Consider the following 24,689-nt stretch of genomic DNA (forward strand, 5'->3'; position numbering starts at 1 on the left):
TGCTGAAGGAGCACATGATGGCACTGGAGCACGCAAGTTCAGGACAGGTGATCGACGTGCTGCGCAGGGACGGCGACGACCTGTCGCAGTTTTCCGCCATCGCGCTGGCCAAGACGGATGAGCTGGAACTGATCCGCATGTGCATGCCCAAAGGCAAGACCATGCCCGAGCATCATGTACTCGGCGAGATCACCTTGCTGTGCCTGCAAGGGGAGGTGGCGGTGGAGGCGCATGGCGGCGTGCAGGTGCTGGGGCCGGGGCAGATGCTGTATTTGCTCGGCGGCCAGGCACACGCCCTGGAAGCGCGCGAAGACAGTTTATTGTTGCTCACGATACTCATGCACAAGGCGGGGCGCTAGGTTTTCCTGGCGCACCAGGTCGCCTTAGGCCGCCTCGGCGCGCGGATCGCGCGACAGCAGCTGCTGCACCATCACGTGCGGTAAATCCCCATCGAACAGCACGCCGGCCACCGCGTTAGTGATCGGCATGTCGACACCCATGCGGCGCGCCAGTTCGCGCACGGCCTTGGCGCACGGCACACCTTCGGCCACGTGACCGAGTTCAGCCACGATGGTCTCCAGCGCCTTGCCTTGCGCCAGGCCCAGACCGACCCGGCGGTTGCGCGACAGGTCGCCCGTGCACGTCAGAATCAGATCGCCCATGCCCGTCAAGCCCATGAACGTTTCTGTCTGGCCACCCAGGGCCGTGCCCAGGCGCGTGATTTCCGCCAGGCCGCGCGTGATCAGCGCGGCGCGCGCATTCAAGCCCAGGCCCAGGCCGTCGGCCACGCCGGTGGCGATCGCCAGCACGTTCTTGACGGCGCCGCCCACTTCCACGCCCACCAGGTCCTCGCTCGCATACACGCGGATGGTGCCGCCATGCAAGGCCGAGACGACGGCGCCGCGCAAGCCGGCATTGTGCGAGGCGATGGTCAGCGCGCACGGCAAGCCGCGTGCCACTTCCTGCGCGAACGAGGGGCCGGACAGGGCGCCGCCGGGGACCGTGTCGCCCAGCACTTCCTGCACGATCTGGTGCGGCAGCAAGCCCGTGCCGCCTTCAAAGCCTTTGCACAGCCACACGAGGTTGCCGATGGCCTTGTCTTTCAACTGGTGCAGCATGGGCCGCAAGCCCGCCACGGGGCAGGCGGCGATCAGGAGGCCGTGTTCGCCAGCGGCATGCGCGACGGCGGCGTCGAAATCGGCGCTGATGCGCAGTTGCGGCGGCAGTGGGAAACCGGGCAAATAACTGTTTTCGCCGCTGGCGGCCATGGCGGCCATGGCGTCGCCGTTGCGGCCCCACAGCAGCACGTCGTGGCGGCCGGCCAGGGCCATGGCCACGGCCGTGCCCCAGGCGCCGGCGCCCAGGAGGGTGATCTTGCGGGCGGCGGGAATACGATCGGGAGTGACTTCAGGAGAAACTTGCATGCAACCTCAACGGGGCAGGGGGAACGGACGCGGTGCTTACAGGCCCCACACTTCGCTGGTCTTGACGTAGCCGCTCTGGCCATCCTTGTGGCGCACCTTGACCCAGCCGGAGCTCGCTTGCTCGCTCATTTCCAGCAGCACGCCCTTGTCGACGAGGAGGATGGCGGAGGCGGTGTCGTCGGGGCTGGCGCGAACCTTGAGGTTCGCGGCGCGCGCCACGACGTTGCGCTTGGCCGACAGGCCCTTGGCTTCCGTCCAGGCCATTTCGCCGCTGGCGTCGCGTACCTTGACCCATTCGCCGTAGCTGAGCACGACTTCCAGCGGCATGCCGCGTGGCGCCACGTACAGCTTGCCGCCCTTGGAGGATGGCGCGTCGTACAGGATCACGGGAGCGGCGCCCACCGTTTTGAAATCGACGGCGTGGCTGGCGGCGGTCGCCAGCAGCAGCACGGCGCCGGCCATCCAGCGGAACTTGCTCAAGAGCGCACTTTTCAACATGATATTTTGAACCTTAACGAAACACGGCGGCCAGGCCGCCGTGTCAGGCCAGCCTTGATGGCTGGCGGGGTCTTGCCTGAAGCTTAGTGCGTCGTCGCGTCGGCTGCCGGGGCAGCTGCAGCGGCGTCAGCAATAGCTTGCAGACGTTGTTGGTAGAACACTTCGAAGTTGATCTCGGCCAGGTGCACTGGCGGGAAGCCGGCACGGGTGATCACGTCGGCGATGTTGGCGCGCAGGTAAGGGTAGATGATGTTCGGGCAGCCGATTCCCAGCAGCGGATCGAGTTGATCGGCAGGAATGTTGCGTGCTTCGAAGATACCGGCTTGCTTGCCTTCAACCAGGAAAGCGACTTTTTCGCCGACTTTGGCGGTGACGGTGATGGTCACGGTGGCTTCGAAGATGCCGTCGGCCAGAGGCGCAGCGCCCACGTCCAGTGCCACTTCGATGGCTGGTGCTTCTTGTTCCAGGAAAATAGCTGGGGAATTTGGTTGTTCCAGCGACATGTCTTTCAGGTAGACGCGTTGGATTTGGAAGACTGGTTGCAGATTTTCGTCGGACATGGAACGCTTTCGTTGTAAAGGACAAGAACGGCACACCGTTCAAATATGGTACTTGCGGTATTCAAACCGTGCCGGATAGGCACGGCCAGATCAGGTGCGAGGGCAATTGTATCAAAACCATACGACAAAAAACCAAGCAATTTCTCGAACCCGCTTTATATCAGGCTGCCGTGCCATTTAACAAGGGGTCCAGCTTGCCGGCTTGATCAAGCGCATACAAATCGTCGAATCCGCCCACGTGGGTATCGCCCACATAGATCTGCGGCACCGTGCGGCGGCCCGTGCGTTCCATCATCTTGATGCGCTCTTCCGGGTCGAGGTCGACGCGGATCTTTTGCACGGTCACGCCCTTCGATTCCAGCAGGCGCTCGGCGCGCACGCAATACGGGCACACGGCGGTGCTATACACAATTACGGGTACGGTCATGATGATTATTCCTTCAGTTAATGCCGGCTTATTTCGCCAGCGACAAGGTTTTCAATGGCAAACCTTGCTTTTTCCATTCGTCGAGGCCGCCTTCCAGGCTCGTTGCCTCAGCGAAACCAGCTTTGCCCAGCAGGCCGACGGCGGTTGCCGAACGCGAACCTTTCTGGCAAACCACTACAATGGGGCGCGTTTTGAATTTTTCCAGCTCGCCCACGCGTTTTGCCAGTTCCGGCAGCGGAATATTTTTCGCGTCAGGCAAGTGGCCCGTGGCGAATTCTTCCGCGCTGCGCACGTCGACGATGATGGTCTTGCCGCGGTTGATCAGTTGCGTGACTTCCAGCACGGTCGCGCGCTTGCCGCGCATCGACAGCAGTGGCCAGAGGAGGGCGCCGCCGGAAATAATGACGATGGCAAACAGAAAAATGTGGTCGATAATGAATTTCACGTAGGGTCCAATGGTTTAAGTCAATCCGCGCATTATAAAATAGAAGCTGGACGAGGTCTTTTTACGTTTTGCTTTTTTGATTTGAACCCCTTGAGAAGATAGAACTATGTACAAAATCGTTTTCATGCGTCACGGCGAGTCCACCTGGAACCTCGATAACCGCTTCACCGGCTGGACCGACGTCGATCTGACGGAAAAGGGCGTCAACGAAGCCAGGGCCGCCGGCCAGATCCTCAAGCAGGAAGGTTTTACGTTCGACGTGGCCTACACTTCCGTCCTGAAGCGCGCCATCCGCACCCTGTGGCTGGCGCTCGACGAGATGGACATGATGTATTTGCCGATCAAGAACGACTGGCGCTTGAACGAGCGCCACTACGGCGCCCTGCAAGGCCTGGACAAGGGCGAGACGGCCGCCAAGTATGGCGACGAGCAAGTACTGGTATGGCGCCGCAGCTACGATACGCCGCCGCCGCCGCTGGAAGCGAATGACGACCGCGCCTCGTTCAACGATCCGCGCTACGCCGGCTTGCCGCAAGCGTCGATTCCGCTGACCGAATGCCTGAAAGACACCGTGGCGCGCGTGATGCCGGCCTGGGATGAAGAAATCGCCCCGGCCATCCGCGCTGGCAAAAAGATCATCATTTCGGCCCACGGCAACAGCCTGCGCGCGCTGATCAAGATGCTCGACGGCATCAGCGACAGCGACATCGTCGGCCTGAACATCCCGAACGGCCAGCCGCTCGTGTATGAACTGGACGCCGACCTGAAACCGATCCGTCACTACTACCTGGGCGACCCGGCAGCGATTGCGGCAGCGCAAGCAGCCGTGGCGAACCAAGGGAAGGCCAAGTAACTTGTCGTCTTTCTTCCGCGGCACAGCCATCGCCCCCTCTGCTGATCGACCCCTGCCGGCGTGGCGCGCCGGTGCCATGCTGTGCCTGGCGCTGCTGCTTTCCAGCGGTGCCGCGCAGGGCGCCAAGCCCACCGAACGCAGCAAGCAGAAGGCGGCCGCGGAAGCACAACGTGCTGGATTGCAACAAAAGCTGACGGCGCTCAAGCGCGACATCAGCCGTACGGAAAGCGCCAAGGATGACGCGGCCGATACCCTGGCCGAGTCGGAAGAAGCCATTTCCAACGCCAACCGCGCCTTGCGCGACCTGGCGCAGGAACAAAGCGAGACGGGCGTGAAACTCAATGCGCTGGGGCAAGAGCACCAGCAATTGACGGCCACCGTCGAGAAACAAAAGGCACAGCTGTCAAAGTTGCTGCGTGAACAATATGTCGCCGGCAACGAAGACCGCATCAAGCTGCTCTTGTCGGGCGATAACCCGAACCGCATCAACCGCGACTTGCAACTGATGGCGTATGTGTCGCAGGCGCAGGCGCGCCTGCTGGAAGCCTTGCGCGCCAACTTGCTGGCCGTGGAGAAAAACCAGGCGGACGTGCAGAACGCCAAGGATGAGCTGGAAGAAATCGCGCAGGAAGAGCGCGACCAGAAAGCCCTGCTGGTGCAAGAGAAGGCGCGCCGCGCCGCCTTGCTGACGAGCTTGTCGCAACGCCTGGTGGCGCAGCGCAAGGAAGTGGGCAATGTCGAGCGCGACGAACAGCGCATGGGCAATCTGGTCGACAAGCTGGCAAAACTGATCGAAGAGCAGGCCGCCGCTGCCGCGGCCGAAAAGAAACGCCAGCAATTGCTGGCCGAGCAACGCGCCGCCGCCAAAGCGGCCGCCGACGCCAAGATCGCCGCGGAAAAACGCGAACGCCTGCTGGCCGCGCGCGCCAAGGCCGCCCAGGCCCAGGCCGAACGCGAACGCCTGGCAAAAGAGCAACAAAACAAATCGGGCAAGATCAAGCCGCAAACGCCGCCACCGCCGCCTGTGAAACTGGAACCGATCGACGACGACGAGCCGCCGCAAGTGGCCAAGGTGGCGCCTAAGCCGGAACCCAAGCCCGAACCGGAGCCGGAACGCCCGAGCCTGGGCCCGGCTGCGCCAGCCGGCGCCTTTGCCAGCCTGAAAGGGCAGCTGCGCGCCCCCGTGGCCGGCAAGATCGCCGCCCGCTTCGGCAGCAAGCGCGGTGACGGCCCCAGCTGGAAGGGCGTGTTCATCCGCACGGGCGAAGGCAGCGAGATCCACGCCATCGCCGGCGGCCGCGTCGTGTTTTCCGACTGGCTGCGCGGTTTCGGCAATTTGATCATCGTCGACCATGGCGGCCAGTACATGAGCATTTATGGCAATAACCAATCCCTGCTGAAACGGGTGGGCGACGCCGTCAAGGGCGGCGACGCCATTGCCAGCGCGGGCAACAGCGGCGGCAACGAGGAATCAGGGCTATACTTTGAATTGCGTCATCAGGGCCGCGCCTTCGACCCCGCCACCTGGGTGAAGTTTTAATTCAGTTCCCACCATTGCTGCGGCAGCGAATTTGTAGATTGCGAAGAATACATGGGTATCAAAGTCAAGAGTATCGGCCTGATCGGTCTGGGCGTCCTGGCCGGTATTGGCATGTCGCTGCAGTTCCCGGCCGTGGCGCAAAAAATCACGAACGCCCCGCTGCCGCTCGACGAGCTGCGCCAGTTGTCCGACGTCTTTGGCCTGATCAAGTCCGATTATGTCGAGAAGGTGGAAGACAAGAAACTTTTAACGGAAGCCATTTCCGGCATGGTCGCGTCGCTCGATCCGCACTCCGTGTATCTCGATAAGAATGCCTTCAAGGAAATGCGCGAAAGCGTGCAGGGCAAGTTTGTCGGCATCGGCATCGAAGTGAGCATGGAAGACGGCTACGTGAAAGTCGTCTCGCCCATCGAGGACAGCCCCGCCGCCAAGGCCGGTATCCAGGCGGGCGACCTGATCACCCGTCTCGACAATATCCCGCTGAAGGGCTTGCAGCTGGAAGAAGTCATCAAGAAAATGCGCGGCCAGCCTGGCACCAAGCTGGTGTTGACGATGTCGCGCAAGGGCGAAAGCAAGCCGCTGGTGTTCCCCATCGTGCGCGAGGAAATCCGCGTGCAAAGCGTCAAGGCCAAGATGGTCGCACCCGGCTATGCCTGGCTGCGCATCGCCCAGTTCCAGGAACCGACCGTCGATGACATGGTCAAAAAGATCAACGCCCTGTATGCGCAAGACCCCAAGCTCAAGGGCCTGGTGCTGGACTTGCGCAACGATCCCGGTGGCGTCGTGCCGGGCGCCATCGGCGTGGCAACGGCATTCCTTCCGGGTAACTCCGTGATCGTCTCGACCAAGGGCCAGTTGCCCGAGTCGAAACAGGTGTTTTATGGCCGCCGCGAATTCTATGCGCCGCCGGGCGCCAAGGCCGATCCGCTGGCCAAGCTGCCGGCCGCGCTGAAAACCGTGCCGCTGGTGGTGCTGGTCAATGCCGGCTCCGCGTCCGCCTCGGAAATCGTCGCCGGCGCCTTGCAGGATTACCAGCGCGCCACCGTCATCGGCACGCAAACGTTCGGCAAGGGTTCCGTGCAAACCTTGCGCCAGATCACGGCCGACACGGCCATCAAGCTGACGACGGCCCGCTACTACACGCCGAAAGGCCGGGCCATCCAGGCGCGCGGCATCGTGCCCGACTTGCTGGTCGATGAAACGGCCGAGGGCGACGGCTGGAACAGCCTGCGCATCCGCGAGGCGGACCTGGAAAAACACTTGAGCAGCAACGATGGCAAGCCGGAAGCGGCCAGGCCGACGATGGAAGGCATGCAGGATCAGCTGGAAGAAGAGCAGCGCCTGATCGCCACGGCGAAAAAGCGCAAGCCGCTCGAATACGGCGCCAAGGACGATTTCCAGCTGCAACAAGCCTTGAACCACTTCCAGGGCTTGCCGGTGCAGCTGGCCAAGGTGGACGCCAAGGTTGACAAGATCGGCGCCAAGCCGGAAATCGCTTCCGACATCAAGGCGGACGATAAAAAGATTCCAGTGCAGAAGCCTTGATGCTTAACCCAATGCAAGTGCCGGGGTCGGACCCTGAGGGTCCGACCCCAGGGTTTGATCTGGGTTTGCAGTAGACGTAAAACCATGAACGACAATCAACTGCTGCGCTATTCGCGCCACATCCTGCTTGATCAGATCGGCATCGAAGGCCAGCAAGCCTTGCTCGATGCGCATGTGCTGGTGATCGGCGCGGGCGGGCTGGGCTCGCCGGCCGCCATGTATTTGGCCGCCAGCGGTGTCGGCAAGCTGACTCTGGTCGATGACGATACGGTCGATCTGACCAATCTGCAGCGCCAGATCGCCCACACCACACAGCGCGTGGGCCAGCCGAAAGTGCTGTCGGCGCGCGAGACCTTGACCGGCATCAATCCCGAGATCGACATCGTCGCCTTGCAGGAGCGCCTCGACGGCGCGCGCCTGGCTGAACTGGTCTGCTCCGCCACGGTGGTGCTCGACTGCACCGACAACTTCGCCACGCGCCATGCCGTCAACCGCGCCTGCGTGGCGGCCAGGGTGCCGCTGGTGTCGGGCGCCGTGATCCGTTTCGACGGGCAAGTGAGCGTGTTCGACCCGCGCACGGGCACGCAGCCATGCTATTCCTGCCTGTTTCCGCAGGAGCAGCAGTTCACGGACGAAGCGTGCTCGACCATGGGCGTGTTCGCGCCGCTGGTCGGCGTGGTGGGCGCCATGCAGGCGGCCGAGGCGCTGAAACTCATCATGGGCGCGGGCGAATCGCTGGCCGGCCGGCTGCTGCTGCTCGACGGCTTGCACATGGAATGGAGCAGCATGCGCGTTGCGCGCGACCCCGGCTGCGCCGTTTGCGGCGAAGTGGTCTTGCCGGCCTGACAGACCCCGCAGAAATTTTTCCCTATATGACAGGCTTTGTCATATTTCCGCTTTATACTCTGCACTCATTACTCACCTTCTTCTCTCTTTCTTATGCAAAACGCAGCAAACCATCCGATACGCCAGCGCCGCGCGCGCGGCTTCACTTTGATCGAAATCATGGTCGTGGTGGTGATCATGGGTATCCTCGCGTCGCTGGTGGTGCCCAAGCTGATCGCCCGCACGGGCGAGTCGAAAGTGGCGGCGGCGAAAGTCGACATCGCTACCGTGATGCAAGCCTTGAAACTGTATCGCCTGGATAACCAGCGCTACCCGACCACCGAGCAGGGCTTGCAGGCGCTGATCGAAAAACCGACCACGGGACCGGCCGCGAATGGCTGGAAAGCGGGCGGCTACCTGGAAAAAATGCCGAAGGATCCATGGGGCAACCCGTACCAGTTCCTGTCGCCGGGCGTGAAAGGCGAAGTCGACATCATTTCGCTGGGCGCCGACGGCCAGCCTGGCGGTAGCGGCGACGACGCCGATATCGGTTCCTGGGAACTGTAAGTTTTCCATTGCATGTCTGCCATGACCACCGGTCGCGCACCGCCCCGGCCACGCGCCAGCGGCTTCACGCTGATCGAATTGCTGGTGGTGATGGTCATCATCGGCGTCACACTGGGCCTGGTGTCGCTGAACGCCATGCCGAATGGCCAGCAAGCCTTGCAAAAGGAAGCCGAGCGCATCGCGCTGCTGCTGCAACTGGCGCGCGATGAAGCCATCGTGCGTAGCCGGCAAGTGGCGTTTGAGGCTGACGAAAATCAATACCGTTTCCTGGTTCTCAATGAAAAGCTGTGGCAGCCCGTGACGCAGGACGATTTGCTGCGCGAGCGCGCGTTTGCCAACACGCCCATGCTGCTCAGCGTGCAGCCTTCGAACAGCGTGGCCCAGCCGCTGCGCATCATCTTCGGCCGCGAACCGGTCGACAAGCCTTTTGTCCTGACCCTGGCCAGCGGCGAGCGCAGCGTGGCCATCCGCGCCGACGGCATCGGCCACTTCACGGTCGAACAATGATGCCGCTTTCACGTCACCGCCGCCAGCGCGGCTTCACTTTGCTGGAAGTGCTGGTCGCCCTCGTCATCGTCGGCACGGCCCTGGGCGCCTCCTTGCGCGCCGTCGGCAGCCTGACGCAAAACAGCGACGGCTTGCGCAGCGCCATGATGGCCACCTGGTCGGCGGAAAACCATTTGGTGCGCTTGCGCCTGGCGAAGACCTTTCCGCAGACGGGCAAGCGCACGGTCGACTGTCCGCAGGGCGACTTGAAACTGATCTGTGAAGAAGAAGTGGTGGCCACGCCGAATCCCCGCATCCGGCAAGTGCGCGTGAACGTGTATGACGCGCAATATCCGGCCCGGCGCATCGTGCGCCTGGTATTACTTTCCTTTAACGACTGATGGCGCGCCGCATTGTCCCTGCCGGTGGTTTCACCCTGATCGAGCTGCTCGTGGCGATCGGCATCCTGGCCATGGTCGCCGTGCTGGGCTGGCGCGGCCTCGACAGCATCATGCGCTCGCGCGAAGTGCTGACCAGCCAGCTGGAACAGGCGCGCGGCATGCAGCTGGCGTTTGCCCAGATGCAGAGCGATTGCGACCACCTGGCCGGCGCCGGCCAGAACAATACCCTGCTCAATGGCCGCATCAACCTGTCGGCGGAGACTGACCGCCTGACCCTGGTGCGTCTGGCCGCCTCGGAACAGGAGCCGCAACAGTTGCAAGTGGTCACTTACCGCCTGCGCGGCGGCGTGCTGACGCGGCGCGAGTCGAACGGCACGCGCGACCTGGCCGTGCTCGACACCCTGTGGCAGGCGGCGCGCGACGATACCGATACCTCCGGCGCCGACGTCACCTTGATGAACGGCATCGACAGCATGGTCATGCGCGGCTGGAGCAATGGCGCCTGGAACGTGCTGACGGCGGGCGCCACCATTTCCACGCAAGTGCCGGGCCTGGAAGTGACCCTGCAGATGCCGGGCCAGGACGCGGGCCTGTCGAAAGTCTTTTTATTGGGGCCGGGATGACGCGCTTCAAGTTTCCCTCGCGCCAGCGCGGCGTGGCCGTCATCACGGCCCTGCTGCTGACGGCGCTGGCGATTACCGTCGTCGCCAGCCTGTTCTGGCAGCAGCAGGTGCAAGTGCGTTCGATGGAAAACCAGCGCCTGCGCCTGCAGACGCAGTGGGCCATGCGCGGCATGGTCGACTTCGCCCGCTTCTGGCTGCGGCAGGACAATCCCATGCTGACGGCGGCCGATGGCGTCTGGGCCACGCCCATCGAGGAAGCGCGGCTCGACGATTATGTGGACCGCGAAAAGGTCGACACGGAAAAATTCGACGCCACCGTCTCGGGCCGCGCGCTCGATGCGCAGGCGCGCTTCAATATTACCAACCTGCTTGAAGCCACGGGCGGCATCAATGCGAAACAGGTGCTGGCCTATCAGCGTTTGCTGTCCAACTTGCAGCTCGATAGTTCCCTGGCGCAAGCGACGGCCGATGCCGTGCTGCGCGCGAAGCCGAAACCGCGCACTGTTGCCAGCGGCACCGACGGCAAGACGCCGCCCGCTGCCGCGCCCGCATCGGGCGGCGGCAGCGAGCCGGTGGCGTTCACGCAGATCGAGGATTTGCTGGCCGTGCCCGGCTACACGCCACAGATCATTGAAAAACTGCGCGATTTCATCATCGTATTGCCGGAAATAACGCCCGTGAACGTGAATACGGCCCCGGCCGAGGTGCTGGCGGCCGTGACGATGATGTCGCTGTCCGAGGCCAGCGCCCTGACTTTGAGCAATCCGCGCAAAAAGTTTGTCGATAAGTTAAATTTCCAGAATAATATTAATGCTGCATTGATTGAAGGCGTGGAACTCGATGTGAAGAGCCGCTACTTTCTCACCGTCATCCGCGTGCGGCTGGACCGTGCCGCCCTGGACGCCGTGGCGCTCGTCAATCGAAAAACGGATCCGCAACGCACCACCAGCCTGGTCTGGCTGCGGGAAAATTAACAGCTGAAAGCGAGTCACTTTGACAATATTGTATATCCGTCACCCGGCCAAGGCGTCTACCGACAGCGCGCCTGCCTGCTCCTTCGTGCTGGCCGGCGACGGCGGCGCCCTGTTGCAACAGGGCAGCGCGCCGCTGGGCAGCCTGGGCCAGCTGATCGCCGGCGCGAAGCAGGTGGTGCTGCTGCTGGCCGCGGCCGATGTGACCCTGCTGCGCCTGAAAATGCCGCCGCTGGCCGGCGCCCGTTTGCGCGCAGCCTTGCCGGGCCTGGTGGAAGAACATATTTTGGGCGACGCGCAGGATTGCCTGCTGGCCGCCGGCGCGCCCGACGCTGCCGGCATGCGCACGGTGGCCGTGGCGCAGCGCGCCTGGGCCGAGGTACTCGTCAAGGCTTTGCTGGCGCAGGGCGCGCGCAAGGTGGTGCTGCTGCCGTCGCAACTGTGCCTGCCCTTGCAGCCGGGCAGCGTGACGGCATCCTTGCAGGCAAGCGGCGATGGCCTGGAACTGGCCTTGCGCCAGGCGCCGCAAGAGGGACTGGGCCTGGTCTTGCCACCCCAGCCGCAACAGGCGCTGCTGACGACGCGCGCGTTTGCCGGCGACGTGCCGCTGACGGTGTATGTGGCACAGGCCGAGCTGGCGCACTATCAACAGCTGGCCGCCGGCATGGCTGGCGTGACGGTGGAGCTGGACCACTGGGCGCACTGGATCGCCGGCGCCAAGGGCGCTGGGCTGGATCTGGCCGCCGCCCTGGGCACGGCCACGGGATCGGCCACCGAATGGCGCCGCTGGCGCTGGCCGCTGCGCCTGGCGCTGCTGGCCGTGATCGTCAATCTGGCCGGCATGAATATCGAATGGATGCGCCTGAAGCGCGAGGCCGCCACCGTGCGCACCTCGATGCAGCAAACCTTCAAGGCTGCGTATCCGAACGAAGCGCCCGTGTATGGCCTGGAAGCGGAGCAGATGCGGCGCAATATCGCCGCTGCCCGCCTGCAGGGCGGCCAGGCCAGCATGGATGATTTTACGAGCATGAGCGCGGCCCTGGGCGAGGCGCTGGGCGGTCTGGCGGGGCGCGGCGTGGTGGCCTCGCTGGAATACCGCGAGCGCAGCCTGATCGTCAGGCTGAAGCCGGATATGGTCGACGCCAGCGCTCAGGCGCAGGTGCGCGATGGCCTGGCCGCGCGCAAGCTGGCCTTGAATGAAACGGCGCCGGGCGTGTGGAAGATCACGCCGGCCACGGGAGCAAAAGCATGAGTGCAGCAGTCAACAAGGCGCGCGCCGCGTGGGCGGGGCAGCAGCAGGCCGTGCAGGCCTTCTGGGCCGAACGCACGCAGCAGGAGCGCAAGCTCCTGACCATGGGCGGCGTGGTGGCGGGGCTGGCCCTCGTTTACGCCGTATTTTTCGAGCCGGCCTGGACGGGCCGCATCGCCTTGCAAAAGAGCTTGCCCGAGCTGCGCCAGAACGCGGCCCAGCTGCAGGCCCTGGCGCGTGAAGCGGGCGACCTGGCGCGCCAGGCGCCGGTGCAGGTGGCGCCGATGAGCCGTGACAGCCTCGATGCGTCGCTGAAAGCGCGCGGCCTGGCGCCGCAATCGCTGTCGCTGACGGGAGAATACGCGCGCGTGCAGCTGAACGGTGTGCCGTTCGCCAGCGTCATGCTGTGGCTCGATGGCTTGCGCCGCGAAGGCCGCGTGGCGGTGCAGGAAGCGAAGATCACGGCGCAGGGCAAGGCGGGCTTGGTCGACGCCAGTTTGAGCCTGCACCAGAGCCCGGGCGCGGCGCGATGATGCGCCTGCTTGGCTGGCTGCTGGCCATCATCGTCAGCGTCTGCGTCACCCTGCTGGTGTTTTTCCCGGCCGGCTGGGTCGCCGGCATCGTGGAAAAGCAGACGGGCGGACGTTTGACCTTGGGCGACGCGCAAGGTACCCTGTGGCGCGGCTCGGCCTTTGTCGGCGGGGCGGCCAGCGCGAATGGCGCCGTGACGCCGCTGCTGCCGGGGCGCTTCAGCTGGCGCATTTCGCCGTCGGTGCTGTGGGGATCGGTGGATGTGGAATTGCAGAATGCGCAGGCGCTGTCGCAGGCCGTCAATTTGCGCGGCTCGTGGTCGCACTGGCAAGTCAGCCCGGCGGCCCTGCTGCTGCCGGCCGATGGCCTGGGCGGCCTCGGTGCACCGTTAAATACCGTGGCGCCGACGGGCAGCATGCGCCTGTCGTGGAGCACCTTGCAGCTGGCACTGGAACAACAGCAGTTTTCCGCCGTCGGGCGCACGACCTTGCAGATGACGGACATGGCCTCGCGCCTGTCGTCCTTGCGTCCGCTGGGCAGTTACGAGCTCGATTTCGATTGGCAGGGGCAGCAGGCGACGTTGGCACTGCGCTCCATCAAGGGACCGCTGCTGCTTGACGGCAGCGGCAGCCTGAATCAGGGGCGCATGCAGTTTTCCGGCCAGGCCCAGGCCGCAGCAGGATATGAAGAGACCTTGGCGAGTTTGTTGAATTTGCTGGGACAGCGCCGTAGCAATAGCGAAAAAAACATCATCGCCTTAGAGTTCAGACAATGAAAAAACCATCCGTGAGCCCCATTACCTCCTCCTTCTCGCTGCGCCGCCTGTCGGCCGCCGCCTTGCTGTGCTGTTCCGTGGCCGGCATGCCGGCACCCGTCTGGGCCGCGCCCGGCGATGAAGCGGCGCTCAATTTCGTCGGCGCCGACATCGAATCGGTGATCAAGGCGGTGGGCCATTACACCAACATCAATTTCGTCATCGACCCGCGCGTCAAGGGCACGATCACGCTGGTGTCGGAAAAATCGATCAGCAAGACGCAGGCCTTCGCGCTGCTGGCCTCGGCCTTGCGCCTGCAGGGCTATGCGGTGGTCTCCGGCGACGGCTATGCGAAAGTGGTGCCGGAAGCGGACGCCAAGCTGCAATCCGTGCCAACCCAGGTGGGCAACGGCGCCAGCCAGGTGAAGGGCGACCAGATCGCCACGCAGGTGTTTTACCTGAACTACGAATCGTCGGCCAACCTGCTGGCCGTGCTGCGCCCCCTGATCTCGCCGAACAACACGATCAACGCCAACCCGGGCAACAACTCGCTGGTGATCACCGATTACGCGGATAACCTCAAGCGCCTGGCGAAGATCATCGCCGCGCTCGACGTGCCCGCGTCGACGGACCTGGACGTGATTCCCGTGCGCTATGCCATCGCCTCCGACCTGGCCTCGATGGTGAATAAACTGATGGAAGGCGGCAATGCGGCCGGCGCCGCAGGGGCCGACGCGGGCAAGGTGTCCGTGCTGGCCGACCCGCGCACCAATTCGCTGGTGCTGCGCGCGCCATCGGCGGCGCGCGCCAATCTGGCCAAGTCGCTGATCTCGAAGCTGGACCAGCCCACCACGCAGCTGGGCAATGTGCACGTGGTGTACCTGAAAAACGCGGACGCCACCAAGCTGGCGCAGACCCTGCGCTCGGTGGTGACGTCGGACGGCACGGCCGCCTCGGCGCAGCAGGGCAATACCAGCAACCTCGCCACGAACAACCAGATCAGCCAGAACAACAGCGGCATGAACACTGGCCTGGGCGGCAATACGCAAAGCGGCACCACGGGCGGCGCTTCGCTGAGCAACGGGCCGCAGCAACTGTCGTCGGGCGGCGCGGCCGGCTTCATCCAGGCCGACGCATCGACGAATACCCTGATCCTGACCTGCAACGAAGCCGTCTACCGCAACCTGCGCGCCGTGATCGACCAGCTCGACGTGCGCCGCGCCCAGGTCTACATCGAGGCGCTGATCGTCGAAGTGACGTCGGCCAAGGCGTCCGAGTTCGGCGTGCAGTGGCTGGGGCTTTCCGGCGACAGCGGCAGCAGCTACCGCGTGGGCGCGCTGCAGTCGTTCGCCGGCGGCACCGACAACAATATCGCCAAGCTGGCGCTGGGCGGCGGCAAGGTGCTGCCAACGGGCGGCCTGACCCTGGGCATCTTCAAGCAGATCAACGGCGCGCTGGGCCTGGGCGCCGTGGCGCATGCGCTGGAATCGGACGGCAACGCGAACATCCTGTCGACACCGAACCTGATCACCCTGGACAATGAGCTGGCCACCATCAAGGTGGGCCAGAACGTGCCTATCCTGACGGGCCAGTACACCAGCACGGCCGGCACCAACACGAATCCGTTCCAGACCATCGACCGCAAGGAAGTGGGCCTGACCCTGAAGGTGCGTCCGCAGATTTCCGAAGGCGGCACCATCAAGCTGGGCATCTATCATGAGACGTCGAGCGTGGACAAATCCACGTCGACGGCCGTCAGCGGCATCACCATCAACAACCGCGTGATCGAGAACAATGTGCTGGCCGACGACGGCCAGATCATCGTGCTCGGTGGCCTGATCGAGGACAGCACGGGCGACAACGCGGAAAAAGTGCGCGGCCTGGGCGACATTCCCCTGATCGGCAACCTGTTCAAATACCAGACGCGCGAGCGCAAGAAAACCAATCTGATGATCTTCCTGCGCCCCGTCATCGTGCGCAACAAGGAGCAGAGCGGCAGCCTGGCGGCCGACCGTTACGACTACATGCGTTCGGCCGAGACGGCCGCCGTGCCGGCCACGGGCAACCTGATGCTGAAAGACCTGGGCACGCCCGTGCTGCCGGCCCTGCAGGATGGCCAGCCGGTGGGCGGCAATATGGTGACGCGTCCCGTGCCGCCGGCACCGACGCCGCCGCCAGGCGCGCCGGCCAACGCGGCCACGCCGCCGCAGTCGCTGCTGCAGCAATATCAACAACAACCGCAGCAACAGCCACAGAAGTGATGGGACAGTCATGAGTAATCTGCTTCCCTACGCCTACGCGCGCGATTTCGGCTTGCTGGCCCGGCCCGGCGCCGTCGACGGCGCCCCCGTCGAGGTGCTGGTGGCCGCATCGACGGCGCCGGCGGCGATCGCCGAAGTGTCGCGCCGTTTCGGCCAGATCCAGCTGACGGTGCTGCCGCGCGGCGAACTCGATGCGGCCATCGCCGGCGCCTACGCGGGCGGCGGCGGCGACGCCTCGCAGATGGCCGATGAATTCGACGCCGACCTCGATCTGACCAAGCTGCTGCAGGACGTGCCTGCCATCGAGGATTTGCTCGAATCGTCCGACGATGCGCCCGTCATCCGCATGATCAACGCCTTGCTGACGCAGGCGCTGCGCGAAGGCGCGTCCGACATCCACATCGAGCCGTTCGAGCAGACCTCCGTTGTGCGCTTCCGCATCGACGGCAGCCTGCGCGACGTGGTGCGCCCCCGCAAGGCCATTCACGGTTCGCTGATTTCGCGCATCAAGATCATGGCGCAGCTCGACATCGCCGAAAAGCGCTTGCCGCAGGATGGCCGCATCACCCTGCGCGTGGGCGGCAAACCCGTCGACGTGCGCGTCTCGACCCTGCCGACCGGGCATGGCGAACGGGCCGTGCTGCGTTTGCTGGACAAGGAAGCGGGCCGCCTCGACTTGCAGCACCTGGGCATGAGCGCGCCCATGCTGGGGCAGTTCGACGGCTTGATCACGCAACCGCATGGCATCGTGCTCGTCACGGGCCCCACCGGCTCGGGCAAGACGACGACCTTGTACGCGGCGCTGTCGATGCTCAACGCCACCACCACGAACATCCTGACGGTGGAAGACCCGATCGAGTACGATCTGGCCGGCGTCGGCCAGACGCAGGTCAACCCGCGCATCGACATGACGTTTGCCAAGGCCTTGCGGGCGATTTTGCGGCAGGATCCGGACGTGATCATGATCGGCGAGATCCGCGACCTGGAAACGGCGCAGATCGCCGTGCAGGCCTCCTTGACGGGCCATTTGGTGCTGGCGACCCTGCACACCAACGACGCTTCGGCGGCCGTCACGCGCCTGCTCGACATGGGCATCGAACCGTTCCTGCTGTCCTCGTCCTTGCTCGGCGTGCTGGCGCAGCGCCTGGTGCGCAAATTGTGCGGCTCCTGCAAGACCTTCGATGGCCAGTACTGGCAGGCGGTCGGCTGCGAACATTGCGGCCAGACGGGCTACCAGGGGCGTGTCGGCGTATATGAACTGCTGCGCACGACGGAGCAGATCCGCGCGCAGATCCACAACCGCGCGTCGGAGGCGGAAGTGCGCGCGGTGGCCCTGCAGGACGGCATGACGAGCATGCGCGACGACGGCGAACGCTGGCTGCGCGACGGCACCACCACGCAGGCTGAATTGCTGCGCGTGACCAAAGACTAGGCCCGCCACCATGCCCGCATTCCGTTATGAAGCCGTCGACGCGCAAGGCGCCACCCGCAAGGGCGTGCTCAATGCCGACAGCCCCCGTTCCGCGCGCGCCGAGCTGCGCGTGCAAGGCCTGGTGCCGCTGGCCGTCGAGCCGATCGCCGCGCAGGTCGACGCCGCCGGCGTGACCAAACGGCGCGGCTTTGGCGAGCGCCTGTCCAGCACCGAACTGGCCCTGTTTACGCGCCAGCTGGCCAGTTTGCTGGAAGCGGGCCTGCCGCTGGAGCAGGCCTTTTCCGCGTTGCTGGAACAGGCCGAGCGGCCGTATCTGCGCGATCTGATCGCCTCGATCCGCTCGGAAGTGATCGGCGGCGCCGCGTTTTCCGACGTGCTGGCGCGCCATCCGCGCGATTTCGCGGAAATTTACCGGGCGCTGGTGGCGTCGGGCGAGCAGATCGGCCATCTGTCGCGCGTGCTCTCGCGCCTGGCCGACTACATCGAGCGGCGCAATGCGCTGGTGCAGAAGGTCAAGCTGGCCTTTACGTATCCGGCCATCGTCACGGTGGTGGCGTTTTCCATCGTGATTTTCCTGCTCACCTACGTGGTGCCGCAGATCGTTTCCGTATTTGCCAACACCAAGCAGAAGCTGCCCATGCTCACCGTGATCATGCTGGCGCTGTCGGACTTCGTGCGCAACTATGGTCTCATCGTGGCCGTGATCCTGGTTGGCGCCTGGTTCGCCTGGCGCCGCGCGCTGCAGCAGCCGGCCCTGAAACGGCGCTGGCATACCTGGCTGCTGACGGCGCCTTTGTACGGCAAGTTCGAGCGCAGCCTGAACACGGCGCGTTTCGCCAGCACCCTGGCCATTACCACGGGGTCCGGCGTGCCGATCCTGCGCGCGCTCGATACCAGCCGCGACACCTTGACCAACGTAGCGATGCAGGAACTGGTGGCGGACGCCAGCGGCGCCGTGCGCGAGGGCGTCAGCCTGGCGCGCGCGCTGTCGGCGCAAAAGCATTTTCCGCCCATGCTGATTCACATGATACGCGCCGGCGAAATCACGGGCGAGCTGCCGGCCATGCTGGAGCGTGCCGCCAGCGCGCAGGAGCAGGACCTGGAACGCCGCACGCTCACCATCGCGGGCCTGCTGGAGCCGGCCCTGATCCTGGCCATGGGCGTGGTGGTGCTGCTGATCGTGCTGGCCGTGCTGATGCCGATTATCGAAATCAATCAGCTCGTCAGATAAGAAACCCAAGGAAGCCATGAAGCGTTTGCCTCAAGTTACAAGTTTGCTCGCCGTCGTGGCGCTGTCCGTGTCGCTGGCCTATTGGGCCATGCAGCTGTTCAAGGCGCCGCAACGCCCCATCAATCCGCCCCCCAATCCGGTGGTGCAGGATGCCAGCGTGGAGGCGGGCGCTTCGCTGTTCGGCGGCCAGGTCAGCGTGGCCACGGCCAGCAACTACCAGCTCAAGGGCGTGGTAGCCGCCGGCAATGGCCGCGGTAGCGTGGCCATCATCTCGACCGATGGCAAGCCGTCCGTGGCCTTGCCGGAAGGCGCCGAGGTGGTGCCCGGCGTGACGGTGCTGGAGGTGCATGCGCGCCACGTGCTGCTACGCGATGGCGGCGTGAGCAAGCGCATCGACCTGGTGGCCGACGACAAGGCGCTGGCCTTGCCGGGGCCGGTGTCCACCATCCCGACGCCGGCCGCGGCCCCTGCGCCGGCATCGAACCTGGTGCCGCCGCCGCTGCCGATGGAGCAGCAGCGGCCGGCGACCATGATGCCGGCGCCGCAAGTGAGCGGTAGCGTGCCGCCGCCGTCAAACTAACGCTGTTTTTATCGTATTTTGCCGATGGCGCCATGCCGCCATCGCCACAGGAGTCTTCATGTTCTCGATCCGTGCCGTCCTGGCGGGCTGCGTGGCGGCGCTGTGCGCCTTGCCGCAAGCCGGCGCCGCCGCCGACGTCCCCGCCGCTACGCCTTCCCCTGTTTCCACTGTCGCCGTTCCCGCGCCGGCGCGTCCGCGCATCGCCCTGGTGCTGTCGGGCGGCGGCGCGCGGGGTCTCGCGCATATCGGCGTATTGAAAGTACTGAAGGAGCTGCACGTGCCGATCGACATGGTGGTCGGCACCAGCATGGGTGGCGTGGTGGGCGGCGCGTATGCGGCCGGCGCTTCCGTGGCGGACCTGGAAAAGATGGCACGCGAGACCAACTGGGCGCGCGTGGTGGCCGACCGGCCGCCGCGCGACGAACTGGCGTTCCGCCGCCGCGAGGAAGATTTGCTGCTGCCGTCGCGCATCGAGTTTGGCACCAGCCGCAACGGCATTTCCACGCCGCCGGCGGCGGCCAGCAATGCGGCGCTGGAAATGGCGCTGAACCGGCTGCTGCCGGCCGGCATGCGCGACCGTCCCGCCAGCCAGCTGCCGCTGCCTTTCCGTTCGGTGGCGTCGGACCTGGTCAATGGCGAGCTGGTGGAGCTGGTCGATACGCCTTTGTTCCTGTCGATGCGTGCCTCGCTGGCCGTGCCGGGCGTGTTTGCGCCCGTGCGCGTGAACAACCGGCTGGTGGTCGATGGCGGCCTGGTACGCAATCTGCCCGTCGACATGGCGCGCGCCATGGGCGCCGACATCATCATCGCCGTCAACGTGGGCACGCCGCTGGCGCCGGAAAAAGACCTGGGCAGCGCCATCGGCGTGGCGCAGCAGATGCTGCAAATCCTCACGGAGCAGAACGTGCAGCGCTCGCTCAAGGAATTGCGTCCGCAGGATATCCTGGTGGCGCCCGACCTGACGGGCGTCAGTTTCCTCGACTTTGAAAACTATGCGCGCGCCATGCGTGCCGGCGAGCAGGCGGCGCAAGCCTTGGCCGCCCGTCTGGCGCCACTGGCCCTGCCGCCGGAACAGTATGCGGCGCGCGAGCAGCTGCGCCTGGCGGCGCCGGCCCTGCTGGACGTGGCCCTGCCGCTCACGCGCCTGGCCGTGGAGAGTGAAGGCGAGATCAATCCACGCATCCTGCAGGCGCAATCGGGCCTGGTGGAAGGACAGTCGGTCAGCCAGGAAGATGTGCTCAAGGCGGCGGCCAGGCTGTATGGCCGCGGCGACGTGGCGCGCGTGGAGACGGACGTGGTCGACGCGGGCGACCAGCGCGCCGTCACCATCAAGGCGGTCGAAGCACCATGGGCCAGCAACCGCCTGCGCGTGGGCCTGGAACTGGCCAGCGATTTCAGGGACAGCAATAACTTTGCCCTGAAGCTGCTGCACGTGCGCTCGAATCTGAACAGCTGGGGCGGCGAGTTGCGCAGCACGGCGCAGATCGGCAATGAACGCGGCTATGGGGTGCAGTTCTGGCAGCCGCTGGGCGCCGGCAACCCGTGGTATATCGCGCCGCAGTTGCAGTACACCTCGTCAGCCATGGATGTGTTTGACAAAGGCCGGCGCAGCGCGCGCCTGGCCTATAACGGCCAGACGGCGGCACTGGTGCTGGGACGCCAGTTCGGTACCTGGGGCGATCTGCAGTTCGGCGTCGCTCGTACGGAGGTCAAGGGCAGGCTGGCGATTCCGGCCGACCCTACGCAACCGGAATCGCGCGCGCTGGGCACCACGCAGTTCGTGCGATTCCGCGCCGATACGCTCGATTCGCCGGGCTTTCCCACGCGCGGCGCCCTGCTTGAGGCCATCTGGACGCGCGATACGACCACGGGGGTGGGCGAGGCGGCCCTGGGCCAATCGTCCATCACGGGCCTGAAGGCCTTTGGCCGTGGCAACTGGGCCGGTCACGTGTATGGCGAATGGGCGCGCTCGCAGCGTGACGAAGCGCCGCTCAATCTCGGTGGTTTCCTGCGCTTGTCCGGCACGGAATTTGAATCGGTGAGAGGACGCAGTATCGCCTTCGCGCGCTTCGTGATGGCGCGCCGCATCGGTTCCCTGCCCAGCACCCTGGGCGGCGTGGTGCGGGCCGGCTTTTCGCTGGAGATGGGCGGCGGCTTCGATCAGAGCGAGCGCTGGAAAAGCAGCAAATTCACTCAGGCCAGCAGCGCCTTTGTGTCCGTCGACACGCGCTTCGGTCCCGTTTATGTGGCGGCGGGCGCGACCAAGGGCGGCGAGAGCACGCTCTATCTGTTCCTGGGACCGGTCTGGTAGGGCGCCGCGTGGGCGGCCGTGCTGCGGCGCAGGGCCGTGAAGGCGGCAAATTCCCATGAGCGGAAACCCAGCAGCAGGGTAAAGCCATCGCGCTCGGCGGGCGCCAGGCGCCGGTCGTTCTGGTGCAGGCGCGCCAGTTCCTCGGCCAGCTGGCGGATCTTTTGCACCAGTTCCTGCGCGCTCGACAGCGACAGGCGCGCCGGGATGCACATCAGGGTTTCGCCAGCGCCGTCAAAATGCCCGCTGAAATAATCGGCCACCACGTGCTCGCGGAAGTACTGCTGCACCGGCCCGTCGGCCAGCCAGTGGAAGGCGTTCGAGACGCGCAGGCTGTAGCGGTTCAGCGGCTTGAGTTCGATCAAGCCTAGCCGGTCCAGCTCGGCCAGGCAGCCGATGCATTCGGCCTGCGTCAGCGCATACGTTTCCACCACCTGCTCCAGGCTCCAGTGGCCGAGGCAGCAAATCGCCACCAGCAGCAGGCGCGGATGCGCCACCAGCGACCTTTCCTGCACCAGGGTGAGCGTGTCGGCATGCGGCGTGATGTCGGCCGCGCCGCGCAGCACGTCTTCCATGGCGATGCCCGAGGCCTTGCAGATCAGGGCCAGGCGCGACAGCGACATGTCGTGCTGACCAAACATGCGCTTGACGCTCGATTCGCTCATGCCGATACGTTCGGCCAATACCTTGTACGTGATGCCGGCGGCGCGCAGTTGGGTGCGCAGCACGCGCAAAACCAGTTCAGGTGAACTCACGATAGTTCCTTTATGCAAGTTTGGTAGCGGATGACGGTACCGAATGTAGCCGTAAATGGCACTTTGCACAAGATGATAGTACTTTTTTACAAAAGCGATGACACTCCCGCTTGTGGCTCGCGCAGCGCGCTACAACCAGGCAATCCATCCACTTGTAGAGGTTATCCATGTTCTCCAAATTTCATTTTTCAGCAGCGCTGCTGGCGCTGGCCGCCATCGCTCCCCTGCATGCCGCCGCCGCCGAACCGGCACCGGGTCCGTTCTATGCGGGCGCCAGCTATGGCTTTCGCGCCAGCACCGGCCTCGATTGCATCGCCGGGCAAAGCGATTGCGACAAGAGCAGCAAGCGCAATGGCAAGGCCTACCTGGGTTACAGTTTCGACGCGCTGCCGTTTCAGGGCGGCGTGGCCCTGCCTTCGATTGAGCTGGTGGGGTATATGGGTGGCGAGGTCAAGTCCGGCTTCGACACGGAAGCCGGCAAGCGCGCGGGCCGTGGCAAGTTCACGGGCCTCGGCATGCAGGGCGTGCTCGGTTACCAGTTTGACGCGTTTACACTGAGCGGGCGTGCCGGCGTGGCCTACACGCAGGGCAAGGTCGATTATCTGGGCGGCGGTTCGGACAAGAAGAGCAAGATCGGCCTGACCTACGGCATCGGCACGGCGTATGCGCTGAACCAGAACTGGTCGCTGCACCTCGACTGGGACCGCGTGCCCGTCAAGTACAACAGCAAGCAAACGACCAAGGTCGACATGTTTTCGCTGGGCGCGTCCTACCGTTTCTAAGGGGATGCTGCCGCGGCAGAGAGTGGCCTGATGGCGGACGCCCTATAAACGGGGTGTCCGCGGGCGGCCTATTTGTCTGTTTCCACCTTCAACAGCAGTTTCGCCAGCAGGCGTTTTTCCTGCTGGCGCTGGCCTGACACGGTTTTCACGTGCGCCCCGGCGGCGCGCTGCAGGGCGGCAGTGGCGACCGGATTGCGCGGTTTTTGCGAGGGCTCGACGCGGAACTGCATTTTCTGCCGCGTCGCCAAGGCCTTGTTTGCCATCGGTTTCCCCCTTCCTTCTTACAGCACGTAGCGCGACAGGTCCTCGTTGACCGACAGCGCTTCCAGGCGTTCATTGACGTACGCGGCGTCGATCACCAGCAGGTTTTCCGTGGTGCTGCTGCCTTCGCTGGCCGTAAACGACACTTCTTCCAGCAGCTTTTCCATCACCGTGTGCAGGCGGCGCGCGCCGATGTTTTCCGTGCGCTCGTTTACCGAATAGGCGATTTCGGCCAGGCGCGTGATGCCTTCCGGCGCGAATTGCAGTTTCAGGTTTTCCGTCGCCAGCAAGGCTTCGTACTGCATCGTCAGGCAGGCGTCGGTGCTGGTGAGAATGCGCTCGAAGTCCGAGATCGACAGCGATTCCAGTTCCACGCGGATGGGGAAGCGCCCCTGCAGTTCCGGGATCAGGTCCGACGGTTTCGACAGGTGGAAGGCGCCCGAGGCGATGAACAGGATGTGGTCCGTGCGTATCATGCCGTACTTGGTGTTGACGGTCGTGCCCTCGACCAGCGGCAGCAGGTCGCGCTGCACGCCCGCGCGCGAGACGTCGGCGCCGCCGGACTCCGAACGCGAGGCGATCTTGTCGATTTCGTCCAAAAAGACGATGCCGTTCTGCTCGACGTTCTGGATGGCCTTCTGCTTCAGTTCATCTTCGTTGAGAAGCTTGGCCGCTTCTTCCTCGACCAGCAGTTTCAAGGCTTCGCGGATCTTGACCTTGCGCGCCTTCTTGCGCTGCCCGCCCACGCCCGAAAACATGGACTTGATCTGCTCCGTCATTTCTTCCATGCCTGGCGGCGCCATGATTTCCATCTGCGGGCCTGCCTCGGCCAGCTCGATCTCGATTTCCTTGTCATCGAGCTCGCCCTGGCGCAAGCGCTTGCGGAAGGTCTGGCGCGTGCTGTCGCCGCTGCCGCCCGTATCCACGGCCGCGGCCGTATTCGGCGTGAAGCCGAAGTCGCGCGCCGGCGGCACGAGAATGTCGATGACGCGGTCTTCGGCCGCATCTTCGGCGCGTGCGCGCACCTTCTTCATTTCCAGCGCGCGCGTCTGCTTGATGCCGATGTCGATCAGGTCGCGGATGATGGTGTCGACGTCGCGGCCCACATAACCGACTTCCGTGAATTTGGTCGCTTCGATCTTAATGAACGGCGCCTCGGCCAGCTTGGCCAGGCGGCGCGCGATTTCCGTCTTGCCGACGCCCGTGGGGCCGATCATGAGGATGTTCTTGGGCGTGATTTCATGGCGCAAGGGCTCGGCCACCTGCTGGCGGCGCCAGCGGTTGCGCAGGGCGATGGCGACGGCGCGCTTGGCCTTGGCCTGGCCCACCACGTGCTTGTCGAGTTCAGTGACGATTTCCGACGGGGTCATGTTCATGATC

At 64.7% G+C, this 24,689-nt stretch carries 27 protein-coding genes; 19 read left to right on the plus strand and 8 right to left on the minus strand.

The annotated features are described in order from the left end of the window. Nucleotides 1-14 precede the first annotated feature (14 nt). The gene (locus P9875_RS02565; RefSeq protein ID WP_278317507.1) at nt 15-359 is read left to right on the plus strand and encodes a cupin domain-containing protein; all 345 of its coding nucleotides are present in this window, start codon (nt 15-17) and stop codon (nt 357-359) included. Between the two features lie 24 nt (nt 360-383). Here the strand turns inward: P9875_RS02565 and P9875_RS02570 are convergent, their stop codons facing one another. The 5 genes from P9875_RS02570 to P9875_RS02590 form a co-directional block, all read right to left on the minus strand. Further along, nucleotides 384-1,424 (minus strand): NAD(P)H-dependent glycerol-3-phosphate dehydrogenase, encoded by a 1,041-nt coding sequence (locus tag P9875_RS02570; RefSeq protein WP_278317508.1) that lies wholly within the window; start codon nt 1,422-1,424, stop codon nt 384-386. A gap of 36 nt (nt 1,425-1,460) precedes the next feature. Then, a complete protein-coding gene (locus P9875_RS02575) occupies nt 1,461-1,922 on the minus strand; it encodes an SH3 domain-containing protein (RefSeq protein ID WP_051991348.1) in 462 nt (153 codons plus the stop codon). Nucleotides 1,923-2,005: 83 nt separating this feature from the next. Then, on the minus strand, nt 2,006-2,482 hold the full coding sequence (secB, locus tag P9875_RS02580; protein WP_077398684.1) for a protein-export chaperone SecB: 477 nt from the start codon (nt 2,480-2,482) through the stop codon (nt 2,006-2,008). 160 nt (nt 2,483-2,642) lie between these two features. After that, nucleotides 2,643-2,909 carry a glutaredoxin 3 gene (gene grxC / locus P9875_RS02585; protein WP_219310287.1) on the minus strand — a complete coding sequence of 89 codons (267 nt, stop codon included), beginning with the start codon at nt 2,907-2,909 and terminating at the stop codon, nt 2,643-2,645. A gap of 28 nt (nt 2,910-2,937) precedes the next feature. After that, nucleotides 2,938-3,354, minus strand: coding sequence for a rhodanese-like domain-containing protein (locus P9875_RS02590; RefSeq protein WP_034783578.1), 417 nt, complete (start codon nt 3,352-3,354; stop codon nt 2,938-2,940). Between the two features lie 106 nt (nt 3,355-3,460). On the opposite strand from P9875_RS02590, the gene gpmA reads away from it, so the two are divergent. From gpmA to P9875_RS02675, 17 genes are all read left to right on the plus strand, one after another. Then, nucleotides 3,461-4,207, plus strand: coding sequence for a 2,3-diphosphoglycerate-dependent phosphoglycerate mutase (gene gpmA / locus P9875_RS02595; protein WP_035823826.1), 747 nt, complete (start codon nt 3,461-3,463; stop codon nt 4,205-4,207). Nucleotides 4,208-4,283: 76 nt separating this feature from the next. Beyond that, nucleotides 4,284-5,747: a murein hydrolase activator EnvC family protein gene (locus P9875_RS02600; RefSeq protein ID WP_099401227.1), complete on the plus strand. Its 1,464-nt coding sequence runs from the start codon at nt 4,284-4,286 to the stop codon at nt 5,745-5,747. 51 nt (nt 5,748-5,798) lie between these two features. Then, the gene (locus P9875_RS02605; RefSeq protein ID WP_278317509.1) at nt 5,799-7,292 is read left to right on the plus strand and encodes a S41 family peptidase; all 1,494 of its coding nucleotides are present in this window, start codon (nt 5,799-5,801) and stop codon (nt 7,290-7,292) included. A gap of 84 nt (nt 7,293-7,376) precedes the next feature. After that, nucleotides 7,377-8,138, plus strand: coding sequence for a HesA/MoeB/ThiF family protein (locus P9875_RS02610; protein ID WP_278317510.1), 762 nt, complete (start codon nt 7,377-7,379; stop codon nt 8,136-8,138). Nucleotides 8,139-8,231: 93 nt separating this feature from the next. Continuing rightward, a complete protein-coding gene (gene gspG, locus P9875_RS02615) occupies nt 8,232-8,684 on the plus strand; it encodes a type II secretion system major pseudopilin GspG (protein WP_035823835.1) in 453 nt (150 codons plus the stop codon). Nucleotides 8,685-8,696: 12 nt separating this feature from the next. After that, entirely contained in the window at nt 8,697-9,191 is a 495-nt protein-coding gene (locus tag P9875_RS02620; RefSeq protein WP_402719962.1) for a GspH/FimT family pseudopilin, read from the plus strand. Then, the gene (gene gspI / locus P9875_RS02625; RefSeq protein ID WP_035823837.1) at nt 9,188-9,571 is read left to right on the plus strand and encodes a type II secretion system minor pseudopilin GspI; all 384 of its coding nucleotides are present in this window, start codon (nt 9,188-9,190) and stop codon (nt 9,569-9,571) included. Before P9875_RS02620 ends, gspI begins: the two co-directional genes overlap by 4 nt. After that, nucleotides 9,571-10,194, plus strand: coding sequence for a PulJ/GspJ family protein (locus tag P9875_RS02630; protein WP_278317512.1), 624 nt, complete (start codon nt 9,571-9,573; stop codon nt 10,192-10,194). The genes gspI and P9875_RS02630 overlap by 1 nt, the downstream gene beginning before the upstream one ends. Further along, a complete protein-coding gene (gspK, locus tag P9875_RS02635) occupies nt 10,191-11,168 on the plus strand; it encodes a type II secretion system minor pseudopilin GspK (protein ID WP_278317513.1) in 978 nt (325 codons plus the stop codon). Before P9875_RS02630 ends, gspK begins: the two co-directional genes overlap by 4 nt. Before the next feature lie 19 nt (nt 11,169-11,187). Further along, a complete protein-coding gene (gspL, locus tag P9875_RS02640) occupies nt 11,188-12,417 on the plus strand; it encodes a type II secretion system protein GspL (RefSeq protein WP_278317514.1) in 1,230 nt (409 codons plus the stop codon). Next, a complete protein-coding gene (gene gspM / locus P9875_RS02645) occupies nt 12,414-12,947 on the plus strand; it encodes a type II secretion system protein GspM (RefSeq protein WP_219310301.1) in 534 nt (177 codons plus the stop codon). Before gspL ends, gspM begins: the two co-directional genes overlap by 4 nt. Next, entirely contained in the window at nt 12,944-13,720 is a 777-nt protein-coding gene (locus P9875_RS02650; protein ID WP_099401233.1) for a type II secretion system protein N, read from the plus strand. Before gspM ends, P9875_RS02650 begins: the two co-directional genes overlap by 4 nt. Next, nucleotides 13,717-15,960: a type II secretion system secretin GspD gene (gene gspD, locus P9875_RS02655; protein WP_035823854.1), complete on the plus strand. Its 2,244-nt coding sequence runs from the start codon at nt 13,717-13,719 to the stop codon at nt 15,958-15,960. The genes P9875_RS02650 and gspD overlap by 4 nt, the downstream gene beginning before the upstream one ends. A gap of 10 nt (nt 15,961-15,970) precedes the next feature. Further along, the gene (gspE, locus tag P9875_RS02660) at nt 15,971-17,392 is read left to right on the plus strand and encodes a type II secretion system ATPase GspE (protein ID WP_219310307.1); all 1,422 of its coding nucleotides are present in this window, start codon (nt 15,971-15,973) and stop codon (nt 17,390-17,392) included. 10 nt (nt 17,393-17,402) lie between these two features. Continuing rightward, nucleotides 17,403-18,623, plus strand: a complete 1,221-nt coding sequence (gspF, locus tag P9875_RS02665; protein ID WP_176387629.1) for a type II secretion system inner membrane protein GspF — start codon at nt 17,403-17,405, stop codon at nt 18,621-18,623. A 16-nt stretch (nt 18,624-18,639) separates the two neighbouring features. Beyond that, nucleotides 18,640-19,203, plus strand: coding sequence for a type II secretion system protein N (locus P9875_RS02670; RefSeq protein WP_278317515.1), 564 nt, complete (start codon nt 18,640-18,642; stop codon nt 19,201-19,203). A gap of 58 nt (nt 19,204-19,261) precedes the next feature. Beyond that, on the plus strand, nt 19,262-21,514 hold the full coding sequence (locus P9875_RS02675; RefSeq protein WP_278317516.1) for a patatin-like phospholipase family protein: 2,253 nt from the start codon (nt 19,262-19,264) through the stop codon (nt 21,512-21,514). On the opposite strand, the gene P9875_RS02680 is transcribed toward P9875_RS02675, so the two are convergent. Then, the gene (locus tag P9875_RS02680; protein WP_278317517.1) at nt 21,487-22,266 is read right to left on the minus strand and encodes a helix-turn-helix domain-containing protein; all 780 of its coding nucleotides are present in this window, start codon (nt 22,264-22,266) and stop codon (nt 21,487-21,489) included. The two genes, P9875_RS02675 and P9875_RS02680, sit on opposite strands and share 28 nt — an antisense overlap. Before the next feature lie 167 nt (nt 22,267-22,433). Here P9875_RS02680 and P9875_RS02685 point away from each other — a divergent pair, with 167 nt between their 5' ends. Further along, complete coding sequence (locus P9875_RS02685) at nt 22,434-23,048, plus strand: outer membrane protein (protein ID WP_278317518.1); 615 nt, start codon at nt 22,434-22,436, stop codon at nt 23,046-23,048. Nucleotides 23,049-23,116: 68 nt separating this feature from the next. Here P9875_RS02685 and P9875_RS02690 read toward each other — a convergent pair whose 3' ends face one another. Both P9875_RS02690 and hslU read right to left on the minus strand, forming a co-directional pair. Continuing rightward, nucleotides 23,117-23,311: a hypothetical protein gene (locus P9875_RS02690; protein ID WP_034753063.1), complete on the minus strand. Its 195-nt coding sequence runs from the start codon at nt 23,309-23,311 to the stop codon at nt 23,117-23,119. A gap of 18 nt (nt 23,312-23,329) precedes the next feature. Then, the gene (gene hslU / locus P9875_RS02695; protein WP_035828527.1) at nt 23,330-24,685 is read right to left on the minus strand and encodes an ATP-dependent protease ATPase subunit HslU; all 1,356 of its coding nucleotides are present in this window, start codon (nt 24,683-24,685) and stop codon (nt 23,330-23,332) included. Nucleotides 24,686-24,689: the final 4 nt, after the last annotated feature.

This window comes from Janthinobacterium rivuli, from assembly GCF_029690045.1.
In the GTDB taxonomy this organism is placed as follows: domain Bacteria; phylum Pseudomonadota; class Gammaproteobacteria; order Burkholderiales; family Burkholderiaceae_D; genus Janthinobacterium; species Janthinobacterium rivuli.